Origin of the sequence: Streptomyces sp. NPDC051211, assembly GCF_040689505.1 — a bacterium.
In the GTDB taxonomy this organism is placed as follows: Bacteria; Actinomycetota; Actinomycetes; order Streptomycetales; family Streptomycetaceae; genus Streptomyces.
On record NZ_JBFBAV010000005.1, the window covers coordinates 193,610 to 214,233 of the forward strand.

The window sequence follows — 20,624 nt, forward strand, 5'->3', positions numbered from 1 at the left end:
GGGGGTAGGGCCAGGCGGGGGGGGGACGGTCGAGTATGCCCGAGAGATCACGAACGGTTCATGCTGCATTGAGCGCCGTGGTCGGCGTGCTGTGCGAGCTCGATTTCGCCAACGACCCGGAGCAGCGCGTGCTGTTCGCCCAGCTGGTCAGTGAGGGCGTGGACAGGCCGGTCGAGTGCCGGCGCAGGACCATGCGCGTCGACTTCCTCCACATCACCCGCGATGCGCTGACCCAGCCGGGCGGCGTGGACGCTCTGGTGAGCGCCGTGCAGCTGCTCTGCGGAGACCAGGCCGCCGAGACCGTCCTGCTCACCCTCGTCCCGCCCGTGCTGCCCGCCGGCGTCTTCGACGACTCCACCGAACACCGCGTGCGCGAAGCACTGGCGGAGTTCGGGGAAGCCGACACCCGGCGTCTGCGGGACCTCACCGCCCGCTGGACCGGACTGCAGCCGGCCTGGGACCGGCCGGCACCCGAGCTCTTCGACGCCCTCCTCGATCACGCGGCCCAGCCCGACGGCGTACCGCCCGCCGTCGTCCTCCTCGAGTGCGCCGCCAGGGTGCACCCCGGAACGGCCTCGCTGCTGCGCCTGGCCTGCGACGAGTGGGCGGAGAAGCAGGGCTCGACCGAGGCCCTCGCCGCCCGCCGGGCCGAGATGTCGGACAGCCAGACCGACCCCTCGGTACCAAAGTGCCTGGTGGTGATGGTCGAGCCGGCCGACGACGGCAGCGGCGAGCTGCACGTACGCCATTGGATCAACGACGTCGCAGGTCTGTGGGCACCGCGCCAGGGCGAATGCGAGACCGTCACGCAGGACCGGCTGCACCGCGCCGTCGGCCGGGCCCTCGCCGAAGGCGACACACTGTGGGCCCGGACTCCGGACTCGGATCACGAGATCCCCGCCTTCGTCGAGTTCGTCCTGCCCTTCGAGCTGCTCAACCTCGACATGGCCGCCTTGGATGTCGCGGAGGGCGGCGCGGCCCCGCTCCCCCTGGGCCTGGCCTACGGCGTCCATCTGCGCAGCCTGGAGCGGATGCGCCACGCAAGCGCCCGCCAGATGCGCCTGTGGCGGGAGCGCTGGCGGGTCGCGCACAGCGGCGACATCGCCCAGCGTCTGATCTGGCGGCAGCAGGATGCGGGGCAGGCCGGCTGGCTGGCCAGACTGCGGGCGGAGAACCGGATCGCCGTGATCGAGTTGCGCGGAGCGGCCGTGGAGGGCCAGGCGTTGCCTGCACTTCGGGAGGCCGTCTACGAAGGAATCGGCGTCGCCCTCTGGGACCGCAGGGACACCTGGCCCGCGGAGACGGGCGCCACCATCCGCCAGTTGCTGTCGCATGCCATCCGTCAGTTGCCGTATCAGGTGTACCGGGAACGGATCGCCGCGGCCGCTGATGCGGACGGAGCAGGACAACTGGGCAGACATATAGCGGTCCTGTGGGACGACCCGTTCCGGCTCGTCGACCGCGACACCCTGCACGACCACGACGAAGAGGGGATCCTGGCATGACAGAAGCATCCGCTCCGGACGACTGGCGGGTCTTCCATGCCACGGGAGACGCCCCTGTCGACGGGCCCGTGGAATTGCCGGCGCCACCGCCCTGGCGCGAGTTCGGCGGCCGGCCGGTCCAGCCACCGCCCGAGGACGATCCCCGAGCCACCGAGCGAAGGCTGGGCACGGCCCAGGCCAGGCCGCAGTTACGGGCGGAGGAGATCGACCTGGTCAATGCCGCGCTGCTGCTCCGCCGGCCGATTCTGGTCAGCGGCCCGCCCGGCGTAGGGAAGTCCACTCTCGCCTATCTGGTGGCGCGCGAACTCGGGCTGGGTCGGGTCCTCGCCTGGTCCGTGGTCAGCCGCACCACACTCAGGGACGGCCTGTACGCATACGATTCGATCGGCCGAGCGCAGGCGATCGCCGCCTGGCGGGCCGGCGAGGAGCGCGAGGAAGCGCCCGCGATCGGCGACTACGTCACCCTCGGCCCCCTCGGCACCGCGCTGCTGGCCTACGAGCGCCCCCGCGTCCTCCTTGTGGACGAATTGGATAAAAGCGACATCGACCTGCCCAATGACTTGCTCCATGTGATGGAGAACGGCTGCTACGACATCCCGGAACTCGTTCGGAACCCCCAACCGGAGGCTACGGTCGTCACCGACGACCCCAACGGTCGGGCCGTGGTCCACGGCGGCCGGGTGGAGTGCCGGGAGTTCCCAGTCGTGATCATCACCAGCAACGGCGAGCGCGAGTTCCCGGCGGCCTTCCGCCGCCGCTGCCTGCCGCTGGAGCTGCGTCCGCCCAGCCGCGAGCAACTCGTGTCCATCGTCGTGAGCCATCTCCAGCGCCGCCCCGAGGGCATCGAGGCGCTTCTGGACCACTTCGAGAAGAGCGTGGCGGCGGGCGGCACACAGACCGTCGATCAGCTGCTGAATGCCGTGCAGTTGACCACATCCGGTGGTTACCAGGACGACGAAGCGGGGCGTAAGCTCGTTGAGATACTCCTTCGCGACCTCGCGAAAGGCCGCTGATGACCGGGACCCCCAGGGAGCGAGCCGCTGTCCTCAGCGACGCACTGGAGCACCGCCGGCGCCTCCCTGACAGCCCCGGTTCCGACGCCCCGGAGTGGCTGGAGTACGCCGACGCGGTCTGGTTGACCGCCGCGCGACTCAAGAGCGAAACGGTCGCGCCTCCGGCGCCCCAGCCGCCCCCTCCCTCGGTGGAACGGCCCGAGCCCGTCCAGGACGCCGGGCACCCTGCTGACACGGGCACCAAGACCCCGCCCGAGTCCGTCGACGACACCGCAGCCGACGCACCGCTCCCACCGCCCGGAGGGAAGGGCCCGCCGAGCCCGGAGGAACAGCACGGCCCGCTGACCGTCGCAGTCCGCTCCCCCGCTCCCGGCGGACGGCCCGAACCGGTATCCCAGGCCACACCGCGGAACCAGTCCCTGCTGGCCAAGGCCCTGCGCCGATTGGGCCGACGGGTGCCCTCCCGGTTCCGGACGGAACTGGACGAGGACCGCACGGCCCGGCACGGCATCATCGACGGCCAGTGGATTCCCTACCTGCAACCGGCCTCGGAGCGGGCCTTCGACCTGGTGGTGGTGGCCGACGACGGCCCGACCATGCCGGTCTGGGCCCGGGAAGTGGAACGGATCGCCGCCGAGGCCCAGCAGAGTGGCGCCTTCCGGGACGTGCGGACCGTACGCCTGGTCCTGACCCGGGACAAGGCCGCCTTGCGGCGCACCGGACGCGGCACCGTCGAACCGGCCGAGCTCCTCGACGGCCGCGGCACACGGGTGTTCCTCGTGGTGACGGATGGCCTCCGGCCGGAGTGGGCCGGGGACGGTGCACGCCGGCTCCTGCACCAGTTATCCGCCGCCGGCCCCACAGCGCTGGTGCATCTGCTACCCACCTACCTGTGGCACCGCTCCTCGGTCCGCCCTCGCCCGGGCCGGCTCAGCGCAGGCGGTTTCGGGACCTCGAATCAGGCCCTGGGGTACGGTGATCCGCCTTCCGGCGGCGACATGTCGCGCCCCCTGCCCGAGCGGGACGTGCCCGGCGGCATGCTGCCGGTGCCCGTCCTGAGTCTCAAGCCCGCCTCGTTCGCCCAATGGGCTGATCTGGTGGCCGGGGAACCCGGACTGACGAGACAGCTTCCCGTGGTGTTCCCCGGCGAGCTGTCAGAGGGCACTGCGGCGCCGGGACTTCGCACCCCCCGGACGGACACGCCCGCCGCCGCGGCCCGCGCCGTCCGGCGATTCGAGTCGCTCGCCACCCCGACCGCCCGCCGCCTGGCCGCCCACATCGCTGCCCTGCCCTTCGAATTCGAGCTGATGGAGCAATTACGGCGTCGCATGGTACCGGAGGCGTCGCCGGCCCATCTCTCGGAGATTCTCATGGGCGGGCTCATCGATTGGCGCCCGCCCGCCCAGGGCGGGCCGGACTTCGCCGAGGGCGTCCGCGAGGCGCTGCTGGCCCTGGGAACCCGCAGTCAACTCGCCCGCGTCGTCAGCAACTTTGCCGAACTCAGAGGCGGACGCGAACTCGGCGGCCGACTCAAGGCGGTCCTGCGGGACCCCGGATCGGCCGCGCTGCCGGACCTCTCGGAATCGGGGCAATCCTGGCTGCGGGTGGAGCTCGCGGTCCTGCGCGCACTGTCCGGACCATACGCACCACGCGCCGCGGAGCTCGCCCGGCGCGCGACTCACCCAGTGAGCGCCTCCGGCGCCACCCCCGGTGGAGGGTCAGGGGATAGCGAAGGATCTTCATTGGGAATGAACGAAGCGAATGATCCGGACACTTCCGGCACGCCCGAAATTCCAGGAGACGTTGTGCACCCGACATCCCAGATCACCGAGGACCGGAAGGCTGAACCTCACATGGAGCGCGATACATCGGAGATCCGGATCATCCGGACCGGCCGGCCCGCGGTCATGGGAAACGTCCCGCAGAAGAACCCGAACTTCACCGGCCGGGAGGCCCTGCTCGGCGTCATCGAGGAGCAGCTGCGCGGCGACGGCACCACCGCCGTGCTGCCCCAGGCCCTGCACGGCATGGGCGGGGTCGGAAAGTCCCAGCTCGCCATCGAGTACATCTACCGACACAGCCACGAGTACAACGTCGTCTGGTGGATCCCGTCGGAGCAGGAGAGCCTGATCCTCGGCGCCCTCTCCGACCTGGCCCGCCGGCTGGGACTCGACGTCGGCCCCCAGGCCAACACCACCGTGCCGGCCGTTCGTGAGGCGCTGCGCAGCGGAAAGCCGTACGACAACTGGCTCCTGGTTTTCGACAATGCGGAAGACATCGACACCGTACGCCGCTATTTCCCGACCGACGGCCCCGGAAAGATCCTCATCACCTCGCGCAACCGGGAATGGGAGCGGATCGTCCCGCCGCTCAGCGTGGACGTCTTCACCCGGCCGGAGAGCGTGGCACTGCTCCAGCGCCGGGCCCGGGGCATGTCCGCGGAGGAGGCCGACCGGCTGGCCGACGCGCTGGGCGACCTTCCGCTGGCCGTGGAGCAGGCCGGCGCCTGGATCGCCGCGACCGGAATGCGGGTCGCGGAGTACGTCGAGCTCCTGGAGCAGCGGACGCCGGGCATCCTGCAGCTCGACCCCGCGCCCGACTACCCCGTCTCGGTGGCCGCCGCCTGGAACATCTCCCTCGAGAGTCTGGCCGGGTCGAATCCGGCCTCCCGGCAGCTGCTCGACATCTGCGCCTGCATGTCGCCGGAGCCCATTCCGATCTCGGCGCTGCGCGCCTCCCGGGCCATCGAGATCACCCCGGAACTCGATCCGGTGCTCCGCAACCCGGTGCTGATCGGGCGGGCCACCCGCGACCTCAACCGGCTTTCGCTCATCAAGCTCGACCACGGCACGGGCACCCTGCAGATGCACCGGCTGATGCAGGCCGTGCTCCAGGAGTCGATGTCCGCCGAGCAGTCCGCGCGCACCCGGCACGCGGCCCATGTCCTGCTCGCCGCGGCCAAGCCGGGTGCCCCGCACTCGTCCGACCAGTGGAGCGCCTACCAGAGCCTGCTGCCCCACGTGGTCGTCTCCGGGGCGGTGCGCAGCGACGACCCGTGGGTCCGCGAGCTCATCAACGACATGGTGTTCTACCTGTACTACTGGGGTGCGCACGAGACGGGCGCCGCACTCGCCCGGGAGGCGTGGACCGCCTGGCTCAGCCAGTCCGGGGAAGAAGACACCCAGGTCCTCCAGATGAGCAAGCTGCTCGCCTACTTCCTCCGCCTCCTCGGCAGCGGCGAGGAGGCCCACACGCTCAACGAACAGGCACTGGAAATCTCCCGGCGCCCGGGAGTGCCCGAGGAGGAGCTCATCGACTCCATGTGGCAGATGGCGGGCGCCCTGCGCTATCGGGGCGATTTCTACGCGGCTCGCGACCTGGACGTCGAGGCGACCGGCCGCGCCATGGACCTGTTCGGGCCGGAGGACCCCGGGGCGCTCCAGGCCGCACACAGCTACGGGGTGTCGCTCCGCCTGTGCGGCGAATTCCAGCTGGCCAGGCAGCTGGACGAGGAGACCGTACGGCAGTGGGACCTGCTCTACGGCCCCAATAGCGGCCTCACCCTCAACACCCTCAACGGCCTCGCGATCGACATCCGCGAGGGCGGGGACTATCCGGCGGCCCGGAAGCTGCAGGAGGAGACCTACCGGGTGAGCGTGGCGGTCAACGGGGTCGACAACGCCGCGACCGTGCGTGCGGCCCGGAACCTGGCGGTGTGCCGCCGCCGTGACGGGTCGCTTGCCGAGGCCGCCGAGTTGAGCGAGGAGACGCTCAAGCGGTTCACCGACCGGTACGGTCTGGACTTCCGTGACACGCTGGCCACCGCCATGAACGTCTCGGTCGACCGCCGGCTGCGCGGGGACCTGGACTCCGCGCAGGAGCTCGGTGAGGACACCGTGCGCCGCTACCGTGCGACGCTTGGCCCCGACCATCCCTTCTCACTGGCCGCCATGATCAATCTGGCGGCCACCGAGCGGGCCCGGGGGCGGCACGCGAGGGCGGAGGAGCTGGACGTGGAGGCGGGCGAGCGGCTGCGCGCCACCTTGGGCGAGCGGCACGTGACCACCCTCATCGGCGACCTGAGCATGGCCAACAACCATTACGCGCGACTCGACTTCGCCGCCGCGCACGAGGTGGACTCGGCGGCTCTGGCGGGTCTGGAGGAGGTCTGCGGTCCGGATCACCCGGTGACCCAGTGCTGCCGGGCCAACCTGGCGCTGGACCTGCGAGGGCTCGGACGGGGCCGGGAGGCGGACGAGCTGCACACCACGGCGGTGGCCACGCTGTCGCGTGCCGTGCGTGCCGGCCACTACTGGCTGGAGGCCGCCAAGGCGCACCGCCGCATCGAGTGCGACATCGCGCCGATGCCGCTGTAGCAGTCGGAGGACGGGGCCGGCGAGTTCCGGCCCCGTCCCGTGCACCGCTCGTATCAGGGGGAGCCGGGGACGGAGGTCGGGACCGGACCCGCGCGTTCCCGGCTTCCTTCTCCTGCGTCACCATCGGGCTCGCGTCCGGGGCGGGAGGCCAGCCATCGCACCAGTGCGAGCAGGGGCTGGGTGGCGATGGTGGTGGCCAGGGCCATCAGGACGAACACGGTGAAGAGGGGTCCCGCGATCAGGCCGGCCTGCAGGCCCGCGTTGAGCGCGATCAGCTCGGTGAGGCCGCGTGCGCTCAGGAGCACGCCGATGGTGCGGGCGTCGTCCCGGCCCACCCCGCACAGGCGGGCCGCTCCCATGCCGCTGCCCACCTTGGCCAGCACGCCGAGGGCCGTGACCAGCAGCAGGACGACCAGAGCCGAGGTGTCCAGCGAACCGACCGCGACTTTGGCACCCGAGATCACGAAGAAGAAGGGCAGCAGCAGCCCCGCGACGTCGTTCAGGGGCCGCACCAGCTCGGGTTCCAGCATCCCGCCCTCGCCCCGCGGCACCACCGCCCCGGCCAGTAGGGCACCGAAGATCACGTGCAGGCCCAGGGCACTGGTCACCCAGGCTGAGGCACAGGCGAAACCGACCAGCACCGCCAGCTTGTAGGAGGCGTCCAGATGCCTGCGCCAGAGCAACCGGCGCAGCAGCGGCCGGGCACCGAGCAGCATCGCCGCGGTGAACAGGACGACCAGGGCAAGCCGCCCGGCCCAGTGCAGGCCGCTGTGATCGCCCGCCTCGAGGAGCGCGCCGATGAGAACCGACCAGCCCATCACGTCGATGAGTCCTGCCGCTGCCATGGCGATCACTCCGGGCAGCGTTCCCGCGAGACCGTTCTGCCGGAGTATGGCCGCAAGAACCGGCACCGCGGTGATCGACAGGGCCACGCCCAGAAAAAGCACGGCGGACAGCGGCATTCCCGCCGGGGCGCCCAGCCGTACGAGCTCCTCCTGGAACAGCAGCGCCACACAGGCGCCTGCAGCCATGGGGACGAGGAAGGCGGCCAGGGAGACGGTCACCACGGTGCGTGCACGCTGCCGCAGGATCGACAGGTCCAGCTCGTACCCCACTCCGAAGAGGAAGACGACCAGGGCGAGCTGGGACAGGGCGTTCAGCATCGGGTCGATCTCGGAGGGGAACAGCTGCCGCGAAACCTCCGGGGCGAGGGTTCCCAACAGGGTCGGCCCGAGGGCGATACCGGCGACCAGCTGTCCCACGATGACGGGCTGGCGGAGCAGCCGTGCCACCCATCCGGAGACATGGGCCACGACGATGACGACCGCGGCCGCGCCGACGAAATGCGTGATCATCGCGTCCGAGCTCATGTGGTCCCTCTGCGGTAGGGAGGTACGGACGACGTCCGGCACAGTATCTTTCCGAGAATACAACCAAACTGACGGTGCGTTATCGCTGGGGGAGCGCATGACAGCAGTTGTTTTCGTCCATGGCACGGGAGTTCGGGAGACCGGGTTCTCCGAGCTCATCCGGCGTTTCGGCGAGGGGCTCTCCGGGAGCATTTCCGGGCATACCGTCGTCCCCTACTACTGGGGTACGGAACACGGCGCGCGCCTCGCCGCTGACGGCGCGAGCCTGCCGGCCGAGACCGACGGCGCCTCGCGGTCCACGCCGGAACCGGACCTCGACGAGGAGACCCGGCTGTGGGAACTGCTGTACCGGGACCCGCTGGGCGAGCTCGCGGCGGCCGCCGCCGCGGGCCGGGCGCCCGCGGGACCGGCCGCCGAACTCCCGCCGGGCGCCGTCCACCCGGCCGAGCTCCCCCGCCGGCTGCTCGCCCGTCTGGGCGCCTCGCCGTCCGTCGAGGACACTGCCCTGCCGGGGATCCGCCGCGCAGCCTCCGAGGTCGCCCGGAGCCCGCTGCTCGGCCGCGCCGCCCCGGTGCTGGCCGACGCCGGCAGCGGCGTCCTGGAGCGGGTGCTGGCCCGCGCGGTCGCTGCGACCTGCCTGCGCGACCTGCTCGAGGCGGACGTACCGGTCATCCCCGACGGGGAGATGCGCGACCGGGCCGTGGAGCAGCTCGCGACCGCCATGGGGGCTCCGGCCGCCGGCTCGGACCGGGGTCTGGGCTCGTTCCTGCTGCAGCCCGTCGCCCGTGTCGCCTCCGGGTACGCGGTGAGCCGCCGACGAGCCCTGACCGAGGCCGCGCACCCGGCCGCAGGCGACGTACTGCGCTACCTCGCGCACGGCGAGCCGGTACGGGCCGGGCTGCGGAAGGTGCTGGCGGGCCTCGAAGGCCCGGTCGCGATCGTCGGCCACAGCCTGGGCGGCATCATCGCGCTCGACACCCTCGTACGCGATCCTCATCCGCAGGTGCGGCTTCTGGTGACCGTCGGGTCCCAGGCTCCCTTCCTGTACGAGATCGGGGCATTGCCCAGTCTCGGCCATCCGTCGGCGCTTCCCGGCCACTTCCCGGCATGGCTGAATCTCTACGACCGCCGTGACCTTCTCTCGCACGTCGGCGGCTCGCTGTTCCCCGGCCGGGTCCACGACATCCTCATAGACAACCGCCAGCCCTTCCCCGCCTCCCACAGCGCCTACTGGACCAATCCCGCCGTCTACACGGCCATCGCGGGGGGACTGAGGTGACCACTCCGCCGCCCGAGCGGGTCTTCGCCCTGGTCGTCGGCATCGAGCGGTACGCCGCCGGCCCCTCGTGGGACCTGCCCGGCCCGGCCCGGGACGCCCTGCGCTTCCGGGACTGGCTGCTCGCCCGCGGTGTGCCGGAGCGGAACATTCTGCTGCACCTCGCGCCCACCGCGGGATTCACACCGCAGGCTTCCCACGGGCCTGCCGACCACAGGTCCCTCCGGCACGACCTGGTCCACCGCCTGCCCGCACTCGACGGCGACCTGCTGTGGGTCTGGTGGGGCGGGCACGGCGTCCTGGACAAAGACGAGTACATCCGCCTGTACACCGCCGACGCCACGGTCTCCGACAAGCGCAACCTGGACCTGGAATCCGCGCGGCGCCTCCTGTCCAGCGATGCCGTTCCCGGCTTCGCCCGCCAGATCTGGGTGGTGGACGCCTGCCAGACGTTCGCGGAGGAACACGCACACCGGCACTCCCTGCCCGCTGAACAGTTGCCCGCCGGCGGGCGGGAGAACGTCCACGACCAGGTGCTGATGCTGGCAGCCGATCGGGGCCAGCGGGCCGCCAACGATCCGGTCCGCGCGACCGGTCTGTTCTCCGCCGCCGTACTCGACACACTCCAGGACCGGACCGAGGTCGGGGCGGCCGCCGGGCCCGCCGACACCGATGCGCTGTTCGGCACGGTGCGCGAACGGATGGCCGCACTCCGCCTCGAGGGACACACCGGCCAGCTGCCCCGGCTGGTGCTGCACGGCCCCGACCGCACGGAGATCCTCCGCTCCGCCCCCTCCCCCGCCGTGGCCGCCGGCCACCCGGTCCCCGGGTCCGCACCCGCCAGGCGCCCCCTGCGGGCCAGGGCTGATCTGCTGGACGCGCTGCTCGCCTACCCGTTCATGATGGATCCGTCGAAGCGCGAGCTGATGGTCAGATTGCTGGACACCCCGGCCGTACAGACCATGAACCGGGGCAGCGACCCGCGTTCGGACGTGACGGCCGTGTACGTGGCCCTGCGGCGGCTACCGGGCGGACTCTGGCTCTGGTACGACGCGGTGACCCTGCTCGACCCGGACGAAACCCTGGCGGCCGGGCTGGAATCGGCCATCCTCGCGTATGAGGCCGGGCAGCAGAGCCGACCTCGATGATCACGAGGGGTTCCGCCTCCGATTGGGCTTCGCCATGATGGGGAACACGTCAGGACACGGCACGAATTGGGGGACCCTGAGTGGACGAGCCGGTGCGCACTGACGCCCTGACGTCGGACCTGGCCGATCTGGACCGAGTCGAGATCTTCGCCCTGCGATCCGTCCCGCGGTCGTTACGGGCTTCCCGCCTGCTCGACGAGGTGCGACGAGGCCGCGGCCGAGCCGCCGTGGACACACCGCCGGGCAGGGCGGAGTGACGGTCGCCGATGGAGCGCGGCGACACCTCACCCTCACCGGTGCGGGGTTCGACGCCCTCGCCTCGGGGGGTGGGACGGCCGACGAGTCCGCATTCCTGTACCGCGGCGAGCGGACGCGCAGGCTGCTCCTCCTCGGCGAACTCCTCGATCTGCTGGAGGAACGACCGGGATCGCTCGGCCCGTTGCCGGCCGCCGCTGCCGCCTGGGAGATCATCGGCCGGGCCGCCCGGCACCGGCCCTCGGCCGTGGAGGAGCTGCTGGCCTCACCGCAGACCGGCAGCTGGATCGCGCACCTCCTGCGACGTCTGCACGGCACGGCAGGCGGGCCGCCCCTATGGGTGGATGCCGGGCATCTGCACGCTCTCGCCGTGGTCGCCTGCCTGCGGGCCGGCATCGACACCGTCATCGATGTCCCCGTCCGCGACGGGGACATCGCCCTGCCGACGCTCGGCCTGGCCCGCGCAGACACGGCAGGGCCCGGGTACACCACGGCCCGGGCCACAATCCGGGGCAGCTCCCTGCACCTCCGTGTCGCCGGCTCCACCACGACCGTCGAACCGCTGCTGCCCGGCCGCTCCGCCACCTGGCTCGCCCTGCGGACGGTGGACCGGCACGGGAAGGTGGTGCTCGACGACCTCGACCCGTACCGGGCCCTCGACGACCCGGTGCCCGCCGACCCGCTGGACCCCGACGAGTTCGAGGCCTGGCGGCAGGTGTTCGACGAGGCGGTCGAGGAGTGCGCGGAGCGCCCCCCGCCCGGGCCCGGCCGGCCGCTGCTGGCCGACGTACGCTGCATCGTCCCCTGGGGAGGGGTCCTCGCGAAGGCAGGCTCGGAAGGTGTGCCGGTCCGCAGCGCGTCCACGGCGGACGCCTACGGCTCCTTGCTGGTGTCTCGCCCCCCGGACGGACTCACGTTCGCCGAGACGCTCGTCCATGAGCTGCAGCACGGAAAGCTCGGCGCGCTGATGCACCTTTTCCCCCTGCTCGAGGACGACCGGGCAGAGCTGTACTACAGCCCGTGGCGTCCCGATCCCCGGCATCTGACGGGGCTGCTGCACGGCGCGTACGCGTTCACCGGCGTCACCGGGTTCTGGCACGACCGGCTCGACGGCCCCCACCACGACCGGGCCGCCTTCCAGTTCGCCCTGCGCCGCCTGCACTGCCGGTACGCCGTGAGCACGTTGCTGCGGCACGGGCAGCCCACCGCGGCGGGGCTGCGCCTACTGCGCGGCCTGGCGGGCACCCTGGACGGGTGGCTGAGGCGTCCGCTGGACCGGGCTGTCGTCCTCCGGGCCCGCGCCGCGGCCCGCAGCCATCTGGTCGAGTGGCGGCTGCGCAACCTGAGCTGGGACCCGGCCACCGGAACGACAGCGGTCACCGGCAGCCTCGAACAGGGACTCTGGTCCGACGACCGGGTGCACCTGTACGCCCTGCCGCCCGGCAGCCTCGACGCCCCAAAGACCGCCGACGAGCACCTCTGCGCGGGCAGCCCATCCACCGCGCTCCCCCGGTACGCCGCCCAGCTGCGCCGGAACCCCCGGGACGCGCACGCCCGCGCGGGCTGGCTCCTGTCCGCGGCTGCCCTGCGACCCCGGCTCCGATGGTCCCTCCGGCTCCCGGAACGGGCGCAGCACCTGCTGCCGGCCGAATGAAGGCGCAGGCACACCGCACGCAGAACGGGCGAGGGCCGTGACCAGATGGTCACGACCCTCGCCGTTGTTGTGTCCGAGGGGGGACTTGAACCCCCACGCCCGATAAAGGGCACTAGCACCTCAAGCTAGCGCGTCTGCCATTCCGCCACCCGGACCAGGTGGTCGGCCCCGGTTTCCCGCGGCGACATGGACAACAATAGCAGGGGTTCGCAGTGCTCCTCGACCGCATATCCCGTGGTCAGGTCGCTGCGCTGACTAGGGGGAGCCACTGATGGAAACCGAGCGCCGGGTCAGCACGCTGGAGCTCTTCTTCGACCTCGTCTTCGTCTTCACCGTCACCCAGCTGACCGTGCTGCTCGCGGGCGACCTCAGTCTCCGGGGCGCCGGCCAGGTCCTGGTGATCTTCACCGTGCTGTTCTGGATGTACGGCGGCTACGCGCACCTCACCAACCAGGTGCCGCCCGACAGCAACGCCCGGCGGGTGGCCCTGATGCTCGCGATGGGCGCGTTCCTGGTGTGCGCGCTGGCCGTGCCGACCGCGTTCGGGGCCGGCGGGGTCGCCTTCGGGCTGGGCTACCTGGTCGTGGTGCTCGTGCACAGCGCGCTGTTCATGCAGGCGCACGGCCTGGGGGTGGCGTGGTTCGGGCTGCCGAACCTGCTGTGCGCGCTGGCGGTGACGGCCGCCGGGTTCTTCGACGGGGCTCCGGCCTGGGCCCTGTGGGTGCTGGCCCTGCTGTTGCAGTTCGCGACGCCGGTCATCGTGCGGCGGGCGGCGGCCACCGGGGACGACACCGCCGAGGAGACCGTCGGCGAGCAGCTCGGCGGGATGAGCGCCGCGCACCTGGTGGAACGGCACGGGCTGCTGCTGATCATCGTGTTCGGCGAGTCGGTGATCGCCATCGGCATCGGTGTGGGCTCGATGCCGCTGACCTTCGGGATCGCCATGGGCGCCTTCCTGGCGCTGGCGGTGGCCTCGGCCCTGTGGTGGATGTACTTCGTCGGGGACGAGGGCCGGGCGGAGGAGGTGTTCGCCGAGACCGAGCCCGATCAGCGTTTCAAGCTGGCGATGCTGGCGTACTACTACGCCTTCCTGCCCATGCTGCTCGGCATCGCCGCGTTCGCCGCCGGGGTGAAGAAGACCATCGGCCACCTGGGCGAGCACCTGCACACGGGGCCGGCGGCGGCGCTCGCCGGCGGGGTCGCGCTGTACCTGGCCGGGGACATCCTGTTCCGCCGGGCCCTGCACATCGGGCCGGTCCGGTACCGGGCGGCCGCGCTGGTCCTGGTGGTGGCCACCGTCCCGGCGGGAACCCGGCTGAGCGGGGCCTGGCAGCTGGTGGCCCTGGTGGCGGTCCTGGTCGGCACGCTGCTGGTGGAGGCGCGCCGGCCCGTCACGAGCGGGGTCAAGGGCAGCTGATGACCTGGCCGGCGTACGAGAGGTTGCCGCCGAAGCCGAACAGCAGGACCGGGGCGCCCGAGGGCACCTCGCCGCGCTCGACCAGCTTGGACAGGGCCATCGGGATGCTGGCGGCGGAGGTGTTGCCGGAGTCGACGACGTCCTTGGCGACGACCGCGTTGACCGCGCCGATCTTCGCGGCGAGCGGTTCGATGATCCGCAGGTTCGCCTGGTGCAGCACGACCGCGGCCAGGTCCTCGGGGGCGATCCCCGACCTCTCGCACACCTTGCGGGCGAGCGGCGGCAGCTGGCTGGTGGTCCAGCGGTAGACGGACTGGCCCTCCTGCGCGAAGACCGGCGGGGTGCCCTCGATGCGGACCGCGTGGCCCATCTCGGGGACCGAGCCCCACAGCACCGGGCCGATGCCGGCCGCCTCGTCCGGGCAGGCCTCGACCACGGCGGCGCCGGCGCCGTCGCCGGTCAGGACGCAGGTGGTGCGGTCGGTCCAGTCGGTGATGGCGGTCATCTTGTCCGCGCCGATGACCAGCGCGCGGGTGGCGGAGCCGGCCCGTATGGCGTGGTCGGCGGTGGCCAGTGCGTGGGTGAAGCCGGAGCAGACCACGTTGAGGTCCATCACGGCGGGCGCGCCGCCCATGCCCAGCTTGGCGGCGACCCGGGCCGCCGTGTTCGGGGAGCGGTCGATCGCGGTGGAGGTGGCGACCAGGACCAGGTCGATCTGGTCGGGGGTGAGCCCGGCGCCGGCCAGGGCCTTGCCGGCTGCCTGGGCGGCGAGCTCGTCGACCGGCTCCTCGGGGCCGGCGATCCGGCGCGTCCTGATGCCGACCCGGGACCGGATCCACTCGTCGTTGGTGTCGACCATGGCGGCGAGGTCGTCGTTGGTCAGCACCTCGGCGGGCTGGTAGTGCCCCAGCGCCACCACGCGTGAAGCGGTCATGGGCGCTTTCCCCCCTCGTCGGCAGTCGGATCACCCAGCTTTGCCTGCTACCGGTGGGTACGTGTGCGTGTGACCCGACAGGATTCCGCCTCCGGAATTTGGAGAGTCCTGAGGACCTTCCTGGCGTAAAGGACAATGAAGGCCGCGGGCCCGCAGGGGGCCTCGGGTGACGGATCCGACACATTCGGCGGCTTGGGCGGCTGCGGTGGCATCGCGGATCCGATCGATTCACGGAACGGACGGACTGATCGGCATGGGACGGGTCACCGAGCGTCGGCGCGTGGTACGCATCCGGGGCGGCGCCGCCGGGGTGCGCCCGGACACGCTGGTGGCGGAGGAGCCGCTGGAGATCCGGCTGAACGGCAGGCCGCTGGCCATCACCATGCGGACGCCGGGCGACGATTTCGCGCTGGCGGTGGGCTTCCTGGTGAGCGAGGGGGTCCTCGGGGCGGCGTCGGAGGTGCGGGCGGTCACCTACTGCGAGGGCGCGGCGGAGGACGGTTCCAACACCTACAACGTGGTCAACGTGCAGCTGGCCGCGGGGGTGCCGGTGCCGGACATCACCCTCGAACGGAACGTGTACACCACCTCGTCCTGCGGCCTGTGCGGGAAGGCCAGCCTGGACGCGGTCCGTACGGCGACCCGGTTCGGCGGCCTGGCCGAGGACCCGGTACGGATTCCGGCCCGGCTCCTGGGCGAACTGCCGGACCGGCTGCGGGAGGCCCAGAAGGTCTTCGACCGGACGGGCGGCCTGCATGCGGCGGGCCTGTTCTCGGCCGAGGGCGAGCTGCTCGACCTGCGGGAGGACGTGGGCCGGCACAACGCGGTGGACAAGGTCGTCGGCCGCGCCCTGCAGGCGGGCCTGCTGCCGCTGGCGGGCTCCGTGCTGCTGGTATCCGGCCGGGCCTCCTTCGAGCTGGCCCAGAAGGCGGTGATGGCCGGCATCCCGGTCCTGGCGGCGGTATCGGCCCCGTCCTCGCTGGCGGTGGACCTGGCCCTGGAATCGGGGCTGACCCTGGTGGGCTTCCTGCGGGGCGGCGACATGAACATCTACGCGGGCGAACACCGCATTCCGCTGGACGGCCCGACGCCGTCGAGCTGAATCACTGCTGGCAGCGCCCGAAGGTCACGACGTAGGTTCCGGCCCCGCTCGCATTCGCTCCGGCCGGATCTGCCGCACCGGCCTGGGCCCAGCGGCCGACCTCGCGCAGTGACGGGTCGAGGATGGTCTGGCGGTGGCCCCATGTGCTGATGTTCATCCACCAGTTGACGGCGGCCTTCGGGGTGCCGGAGCCGCCCCATCCGGTGTAGGTGATCTCGGCGACGCCCCAGGAGCGGGGGTTGGGACAGTAGCCCGCGGCCTTGATGCGGCTCTGCGGTGTCGAGCCGGTCTGCGGGTTGGTGTGCGAGTCCTTCCCCGGTCCCCACCACTTCAACTGCACGGCCGCGGCGGCGTGCTGCTGGGCCGCCTTCGTCAGGGCCGGGTTGCCGGTCAGGGCCGGCAACCCGCGCTGCGTGCGCTCGGCGTTGATGAGGCAGACGACCGCATCGGCGCCTGCGGCAGGGCACTGCACGGCGGAGGCCGGTGGCGCGGTGACGGGTACGAGCGTGGCCGACAGAACTCCGGCCACCGCCAGGCTCAGTGCGGTTCTGGTGCGTGATGCGTGGCTTCTCACGGAGGTTCCACCTCCCGCGAACACGAGCACGAACAGTGGTATCGAGCGGTGTGGAGGGGCGCCCCGGCGCTGTGCCTTCTCTCCTCAGCCTGGCATCCCGCCCTGCTGTTCGCCATCCGGCCCCGGCCGCCGGACCGGGGCGTGCGGGTGGTGTTCGGGTCAGCGGCCTTTGCGGCGCTGCTTCTTCGGGCGGTCCGGGTTGGGGGCCGGGGTGGGCGGGTCGACCTGGTGGAGGGTGAGGGCCGGGGGGAGCGGGGTGCTGCCCGGGCCGCCGGACAGGGCCCAGGCCGTGATGTCGTCCGTGGCCGAGTCGTCCAGGACCCAGCCGAACCAGGTGGCGCGGGCGCCGCGGCGGCGGGCCTCGGTGGAGGGCTGGACCACGATGATGTTGGCCTGCGCGCAGGGGCCGAGGCAGTCGACCGTACGGACGGCCAGTCGGCCCTCGGAGCCGGCCGCGGCCTCCTCGAGCCGGGCCAGTTGGGCGGCGTGGTCGGTACCGGGGTTCTTGCGGGACGTGCCGCAGCAGCAGCCGCGGCAGACCACCAGGGTGCAGGGGCGGGGGCCGTGGGCGGCGAGGGCGGGGCGTATCCAGGTCACTACCGCACGGTAGCGGTATCCGCGGACTCCGTGTCGCGGTGGGGCGGGAGTTGGGGATCGGGGAGACTGCCGCCGGTGTTCCCGGGGTTCCCGGTGGCCCCGGTGTCGGCGGTGCCCCCGGTGTGAGCGGTGTCTTCGGTGTCGGCGGTGGCCCGGGTGTCGGTGGTGGCCCCGGTGTCGGCTTCGGGGTCGGCGTCCTGGGCGCGGCGGCGGGCCAGGACCGCGCAGACCATCAGCTGCATCTGGTGGAACAGCATCAGCGGGAGCACCGCCAGGCTCGCCTGGGCGCCGAACAGCACGCTGGCCATGGGCAGTCCGGCCGCCAGGCTCTTCTTGGAGCCGGCGAACTGGATGGCGATCCGGTCCGCGCGGCCGAAGCCGAGGCGGGCGGCCCCGTACCAGGTGAGCAGCAGCATGACGGTGAGGAGGGCCGCCTCCACCAGCATCAGTGCGCCGAGCCGGGCCGGGCTGACCTGCCGCCAGATCCCGGCGGCCATGCCCGCGCTGAAGGCGGTGTACACGACGAGCAGGATCGAGCCCCGGTCGACGTACCCGAGCACCTTCTTGCGGCGGGCCAGGAGGTCGCCGAGCCAGGGGCGCAGGGCCTGGCCGAGGAGGAAGGGGAGGAGCAGCTGGAGAACGATCTTCAGGAGGGAGTCGGTCGAGAAGCCGCCCGCGGTGCCGCCCATCAGGACGGCGGCGAGCAGGGGGGTGAGGAGGATGCCGGCCAGGCTGGAGAAGGAGCCGGCGCAGATCGCGGCGGGCACGTTGCCTCGGGCGATGGAAGTGAAGGCGATGGAGGACTGGATGGTGGAGGGGACCAGGCAGAGGAAGAGCAGCCCGTTGTGCAGGGGGCCGGTGAGGAGGGTGGGGACCAGGCCCTTCGCTGCCAGGCCGAGGAGCGGGAAGATGACGAAGGTGCAGGTCAGGACGGTGAGGTGGAGGCGCCAGTGGCGCAGGCCGTCGAGGGCCTCACGGGTGGAGAGGCGGGTCCCGTAGAGGAAGAAGAGGAGGGCGACGGCGCCGGTGGCGGCTCCTCCGGCGACGGTGGCCGCCGTGCCGCGGACGGGCAGCAGGGCGGCGAGGGCGACGGTGCCGACGAGGGCCAGGATGTACGGGTCCAGCGGCAGCCAGGCCGGTATCTGCGGGCGGCGCATGTGTGGTGCTCGGCTCACTTGCTTCGGGGGCGGTCCACGGTCCCCTCCATGGTCGCGGGCCGGGCGGTGATCGGGAACCCCGTTCACCGCACTGACTGCCATCGGGATTCGTGATGAGCGGCGTACGGTAGACCTATGTACGACCCGGTTCAGCTGCGTACGTTCCTCACCGTTGCGCAGACGCTCAGTTTCACGCAGGCCGCCGGCCGGCTCGGGGTGCGCCAGTCCACGGTCAGCCAGCACGTGCGGCGGCTGGAGGAGGCGACCGGGCGGCCGCTGTTCCTGCGGGACACGCACCGCGTGGAGCTGACCGAGGACGGCGAGGCGCTGCTGGGGTTCGCGGGGACCATCCTGGCCGCGCACGAGCGGGCGGCTGCCTTCTTCACCGGGACCCGGCTGCGCGGGCGGCTGCGGTTCGGGGCCTCGGAGGACTTCGTCCTGACCCGGCTGCCGGAGATCCTGGAGGGCTTCCGGCAGGAGCATCCGGAGGTGGATCTGGAGCTGTCGGTGGAGCTGTCCGGCACGCTGCACGAGCGGCTGGACGCGGGGCGGCTGGACCTGGTGCTGGCGAAGCGGCGCGGTCCGGGCGACGAGCGGGGCCGGCTGGTGTGGCGGGACCGGATGGTGTGGATCGGGGCGGAGGGCCTGCGGCTGGACGCGGACCGCCCGGTGCCGCTGATCGCGTTCCCGCCGCCGGGGATCACCCGGGCGCGGGCGCTGGAGGTGCTGGAGCGGGACGGCCGGGCCTGGCGCATCGCGTGCACCAGCGGCAGCCTGAGCGGGCTGGTCGCGGCGGCCCGGGCCGGGCTGGGCGTGATGGCGCACACGCGGGGGCTGATCCCGCCGGGCCTGGTGCGGGTGCCGGGCCTGCCCGAGCTGGGCCCGGTCGAGTTCGCGCTGCTGCGCGGACCGCAGGGCGGGGCCGCCGCGGACGCACTGGCCGCGGCGATCCTGTCGGGCGGCGACCGGCTCAGCCGCCCGGCTTGAGCAGCCGGGCGGCTGAGCGTGCGGGCCTGCGGGCGTGTGGCCGTGGGGCTATCGACCTATCGACCTATCGGCCTGTGAGCGTCTGGACCGCTGGCCGTTGCGGGCCGGTCAGGCGTTGAGGAGCGGTCAGGCGCCGAGGGGCCAGAAGTTCCCGTGCTCCGCCTCGCCGTGCTCCGGCTTGCCGTTCTCGGACTTACCGTTCTCCGGCTTCCCGTTCTCCGGCTTACCGTTCTCCGGCTTACCGTTCTCCGGCTTACCGTTCTCGGGCTTGCCGTTTTCCGGCTTGCCGTTCTCGGGCTTCCCGTTCTCGGGCTTGCCGTTCTCCGGCTTGCCGTTCTCCGGCTTGCCGTTCTCCGGCTTGCCGTTCTCGGGCTTGCCGTTCTCGGGCTTACCGTGGTCCGGCCTCCCGTGCTCGGGCTTGCCGTGCTCCGGCTTCCAGAACTCGGGGATGCCGTACTCGGGGATGTCGAGATCCGGCTTCGCGTACTCGGGGATGCCGAGGTCCGGCTTGCCGTACTCCGGCTTCCCGTTCTCCGGCTTCTTGTCGTGCGGCGAGTGCTGGTCCCTGGGCCGCGGGATGACCTCGAAGGGGTCGTCCCCGGTGTAGGCGGTGGTGCCCTCGGGCAGGCAGTTCTCCTCCCGGTCGGTGCCCAGGCCGTCGCAGTGCTCCGCGCTGAGGGTGACGAACACCGTCGACGTGTGCGAGCCGATGTCCAGGGGCTCGAACGGCGGCGAGACGAACGCCGCGTACGGGTATCCGGTCGGGCCGACCCCGGTGCGCAGCACCTTCTGCTTGCCGAAGGTGAAGGCCTCCTCGCCGGGCGTGCCGATGTCCTGCACGTACGTGACGCTCACCAGCTTGGACTTGAGGTCCTCGATCGAGCTGAGGGTGGTCTCGTACCCCGCGGGGTACACGGCCGTCGCACGGTCGCGCGCCGTCTCCCAGGCCGGCGAGGACCGGACCCATTTCTCCTTGGCGAAGGCCGTCCGGCAGGCCTGCGGGCCGATGATGCGCTCCTTGACGTGGAACAGCTCGTTGAGGTCCTCGCCCTCGGGCGACAGGCAGTGCGGGGTGGGCGGGCGGAGGGTGGAAGCGGCCTGGGCGGGCGCCCCTGCCAGTGCCACCGCGAGCAGGGAGGGTACGGCGACGGCGAGGATGCGTGCTTTGTGCATCAATGACCACCTTTTCGGTTCGGCCGTGGGGAGGGACGCCCGACAGCGCACCACGGGCGGCGGCCGGGTCCGTGGTGACATGCCGG

The 20,624-nt window shown here is 72.0% G+C and carries 15 protein-coding genes and 1 tRNA gene; 9 read left to right on the plus strand and 7 right to left on the minus strand.

Annotation, left to right across the window (positions count from 1 at the left end; translation table 11 throughout):
• Nucleotides 1-77: 77 nt before the first annotated feature.
• Genes AB0447_RS08320 through fxsT form a run of 3 tightly spaced genes read left to right on the plus strand, consistent with a single transcriptional unit; the run spans nt 78 to nt 6,894 of the window.
• Nucleotides 78-1,505: a hypothetical protein gene (locus AB0447_RS08320; protein WP_366475804.1), complete on the plus strand. Its 1,428-nt coding sequence runs from the start codon at nt 78-80 to the stop codon at nt 1,503-1,505.
• Nucleotides 1,502-2,518 (plus strand): MoxR family ATPase, encoded by a 1,017-nt coding sequence (locus AB0447_RS08325; protein ID WP_366475744.1) that lies wholly within the window; start codon nt 1,502-1,504, stop codon nt 2,516-2,518. Before AB0447_RS08320 ends, AB0447_RS08325 begins: the two co-directional genes overlap by 4 nt.
• Nucleotides 2,518-6,894 carry an FxSxx-COOH system tetratricopeptide repeat protein gene (fxsT, locus tag AB0447_RS08330; protein ID WP_366475745.1) on the plus strand — a complete coding sequence of 1,459 codons (4,377 nt, stop codon included), beginning with the start codon at nt 2,518-2,520 and terminating at the stop codon, nt 6,892-6,894. Before AB0447_RS08325 ends, fxsT begins: the two co-directional genes overlap by 1 nt.
• 53 nt (nt 6,895-6,947) lie before the next feature.
• On the opposite strand, the gene AB0447_RS08335 is transcribed toward fxsT, so the two are convergent.
• Nucleotides 6,948-8,264, minus strand: a complete 1,317-nt coding sequence (locus AB0447_RS08335; protein WP_366475746.1) for a cation:proton antiporter — start codon at nt 8,262-8,264, stop codon at nt 6,948-6,950.
• A gap of 97 nt (nt 8,265-8,361) precedes the next feature.
• Between AB0447_RS08335 and AB0447_RS08340 the strand changes: the two genes are divergently transcribed.
• From AB0447_RS08340 to AB0447_RS08350, 3 genes are all read left to right on the plus strand, one after another.
• Nucleotides 8,362-9,543 (plus strand): hypothetical protein, encoded by a 1,182-nt coding sequence (locus tag AB0447_RS08340; protein ID WP_366475747.1) that lies wholly within the window; start codon nt 8,362-8,364, stop codon nt 9,541-9,543.
• Nucleotides 9,540-10,688, plus strand: coding sequence for a caspase family protein (locus AB0447_RS08345; protein ID WP_366475748.1), 1,149 nt, complete (start codon nt 9,540-9,542; stop codon nt 10,686-10,688). Before AB0447_RS08340 ends, AB0447_RS08345 begins: the two co-directional genes overlap by 4 nt.
• A gap of 253 nt (nt 10,689-10,941) precedes the next feature.
• Entirely contained in the window at nt 10,942-12,597 is a 1,656-nt protein-coding gene (locus AB0447_RS08350) for an HEXXH motif domain-containing protein (RefSeq protein ID WP_366475749.1), read from the plus strand.
• Nucleotides 12,598-12,667: 70 nt separating this feature from the next.
• Here AB0447_RS08350 and AB0447_RS08355 read toward each other — a convergent pair.
• A tRNA-Leu gene (locus AB0447_RS08355) sits at nt 12,668-12,752 on the minus strand.
• Nucleotides 12,753-12,868: 116 nt separating this feature from the next.
• On the opposite strand from AB0447_RS08355, the gene AB0447_RS08360 reads away from it, so the two are divergent.
• Entirely contained in the window at nt 12,869-14,014 is a 1,146-nt protein-coding gene (locus AB0447_RS08360) for a low temperature requirement protein A (protein ID WP_366475751.1), read from the plus strand.
• Here AB0447_RS08360 and AB0447_RS08365 read toward each other — a convergent pair.
• Nucleotides 14,001-14,948 carry a beta-ketoacyl-ACP synthase III gene (locus AB0447_RS08365; protein ID WP_366475752.1) on the minus strand — a complete coding sequence of 316 codons (948 nt, stop codon included), beginning with the start codon at nt 14,946-14,948 and terminating at the stop codon, nt 14,001-14,003. The two genes, AB0447_RS08360 and AB0447_RS08365, sit on opposite strands and share 14 nt — an antisense overlap.
• A gap of 253 nt (nt 14,949-15,201) precedes the next feature.
• Between AB0447_RS08365 and fdhD the strand changes: the two genes are divergently transcribed.
• Complete coding sequence (gene fdhD / locus AB0447_RS08370) at nt 15,202-16,050, plus strand: formate dehydrogenase accessory sulfurtransferase FdhD (protein ID WP_366475753.1); 849 nt, start codon at nt 15,202-15,204, stop codon at nt 16,048-16,050.
• 1 nt (nt 16,051) lies between these two features.
• Here the strand turns inward: fdhD and AB0447_RS08375 are convergent, their stop codons facing one another.
• The 3 genes from AB0447_RS08375 to AB0447_RS08385 all read right to left on the minus strand — a co-directional run bounded on the left by AB0447_RS08375 (nt 16,052) and on the right by AB0447_RS08385 (nt 18,378).
• Nucleotides 16,052-16,624, minus strand: coding sequence for a CAP domain-containing protein (locus AB0447_RS08375; RefSeq protein WP_366475754.1), 573 nt, complete (start codon nt 16,622-16,624; stop codon nt 16,052-16,054).
• A gap of 159 nt (nt 16,625-16,783) precedes the next feature.
• Nucleotides 16,784-17,221, minus strand: coding sequence for a (2Fe-2S) ferredoxin domain-containing protein (locus AB0447_RS08380; RefSeq protein WP_366475755.1), 438 nt, complete (start codon nt 17,219-17,221; stop codon nt 16,784-16,786).
• A complete protein-coding gene (locus AB0447_RS08385; RefSeq protein WP_366475756.1) occupies nt 17,221-18,378 on the minus strand; it encodes a bile acid:sodium symporter family protein in 1,158 nt (385 codons plus the stop codon). Before AB0447_RS08385 ends, AB0447_RS08380 begins: the two co-directional genes overlap by 1 nt.
• Before the next feature lie 135 nt (nt 18,379-18,513).
• Between AB0447_RS08385 and AB0447_RS08390 the strand changes: the two genes are divergently transcribed.
• Nucleotides 18,514-19,365 carry a LysR substrate-binding domain-containing protein gene (locus AB0447_RS08390; protein WP_366475757.1) on the plus strand — a complete coding sequence of 284 codons (852 nt, stop codon included), beginning with the start codon at nt 18,514-18,516 and terminating at the stop codon, nt 19,363-19,365.
• A 126-nt stretch (nt 19,366-19,491) separates the two neighbouring features.
• Here the strand turns inward: AB0447_RS08390 and AB0447_RS08395 are convergent, their stop codons facing one another.
• Nucleotides 19,492-20,538, minus strand: coding sequence for a hypothetical protein (locus AB0447_RS08395; RefSeq protein ID WP_366475758.1), 1,047 nt, complete (start codon nt 20,536-20,538; stop codon nt 19,492-19,494).
• Nucleotides 20,539-20,624: the final 86 nt, after the last annotated feature.

Bases quoted from the DNA above. Each gene is read 5' to 3' on its own strand.
- AB0447_RS08340 (WP_366475747.1), top strand. From the start codon at position 8,362: ATGACAGCAGTTGTTTTCGTCCATGGCACGGGAGTTCGGGAGACCGGG.
- AB0447_RS08365 (WP_366475752.1), bottom strand. From the start codon at position 14,948: ATGACCGCTTCACGCGTGGTGGCGCTGGGGCACTACCAGCCCGCCGAG.
- fxsT (WP_366475745.1), top strand. From the start codon at position 2,518: ATGACCGGGACCCCCAGGGAGCGAGCCGCTGTCCTCAGCGACGCACTG.
- AB0447_RS08360 (WP_366475751.1), top strand. From the start codon at position 12,869: ATGGAAACCGAGCGCCGGGTCAGCACGCTGGAGCTCTTCTTCGACCTC.
- AB0447_RS08385 (WP_366475756.1), bottom strand. From the start codon at position 18,378: ATGCGCCGCCCGCAGATACCGGCCTGGCTGCCGCTGGACCCGTACATC.
- AB0447_RS08335 (WP_366475746.1), bottom strand. From the start codon at position 8,264: ATGAGCTCGGACGCGATGATCACGCATTTCGTCGGCGCGGCCGCGGTC.
- AB0447_RS08390 (WP_366475757.1), top strand. From the start codon at position 18,514: ATGTACGACCCGGTTCAGCTGCGTACGTTCCTCACCGTTGCGCAGACG.
- AB0447_RS08395 (WP_366475758.1), bottom strand. From the start codon at position 20,538: ATGCACAAAGCACGCATCCTCGCCGTCGCCGTACCCTCCCTGCTCGCG.
- AB0447_RS08325 (WP_366475744.1), top strand. From the start codon at position 1,502: ATGACAGAAGCATCCGCTCCGGACGACTGGCGGGTCTTCCATGCCACG.
- fdhD (WP_366475753.1), top strand. From the start codon at position 15,202: ATGGGACGGGTCACCGAGCGTCGGCGCGTGGTACGCATCCGGGGCGGC.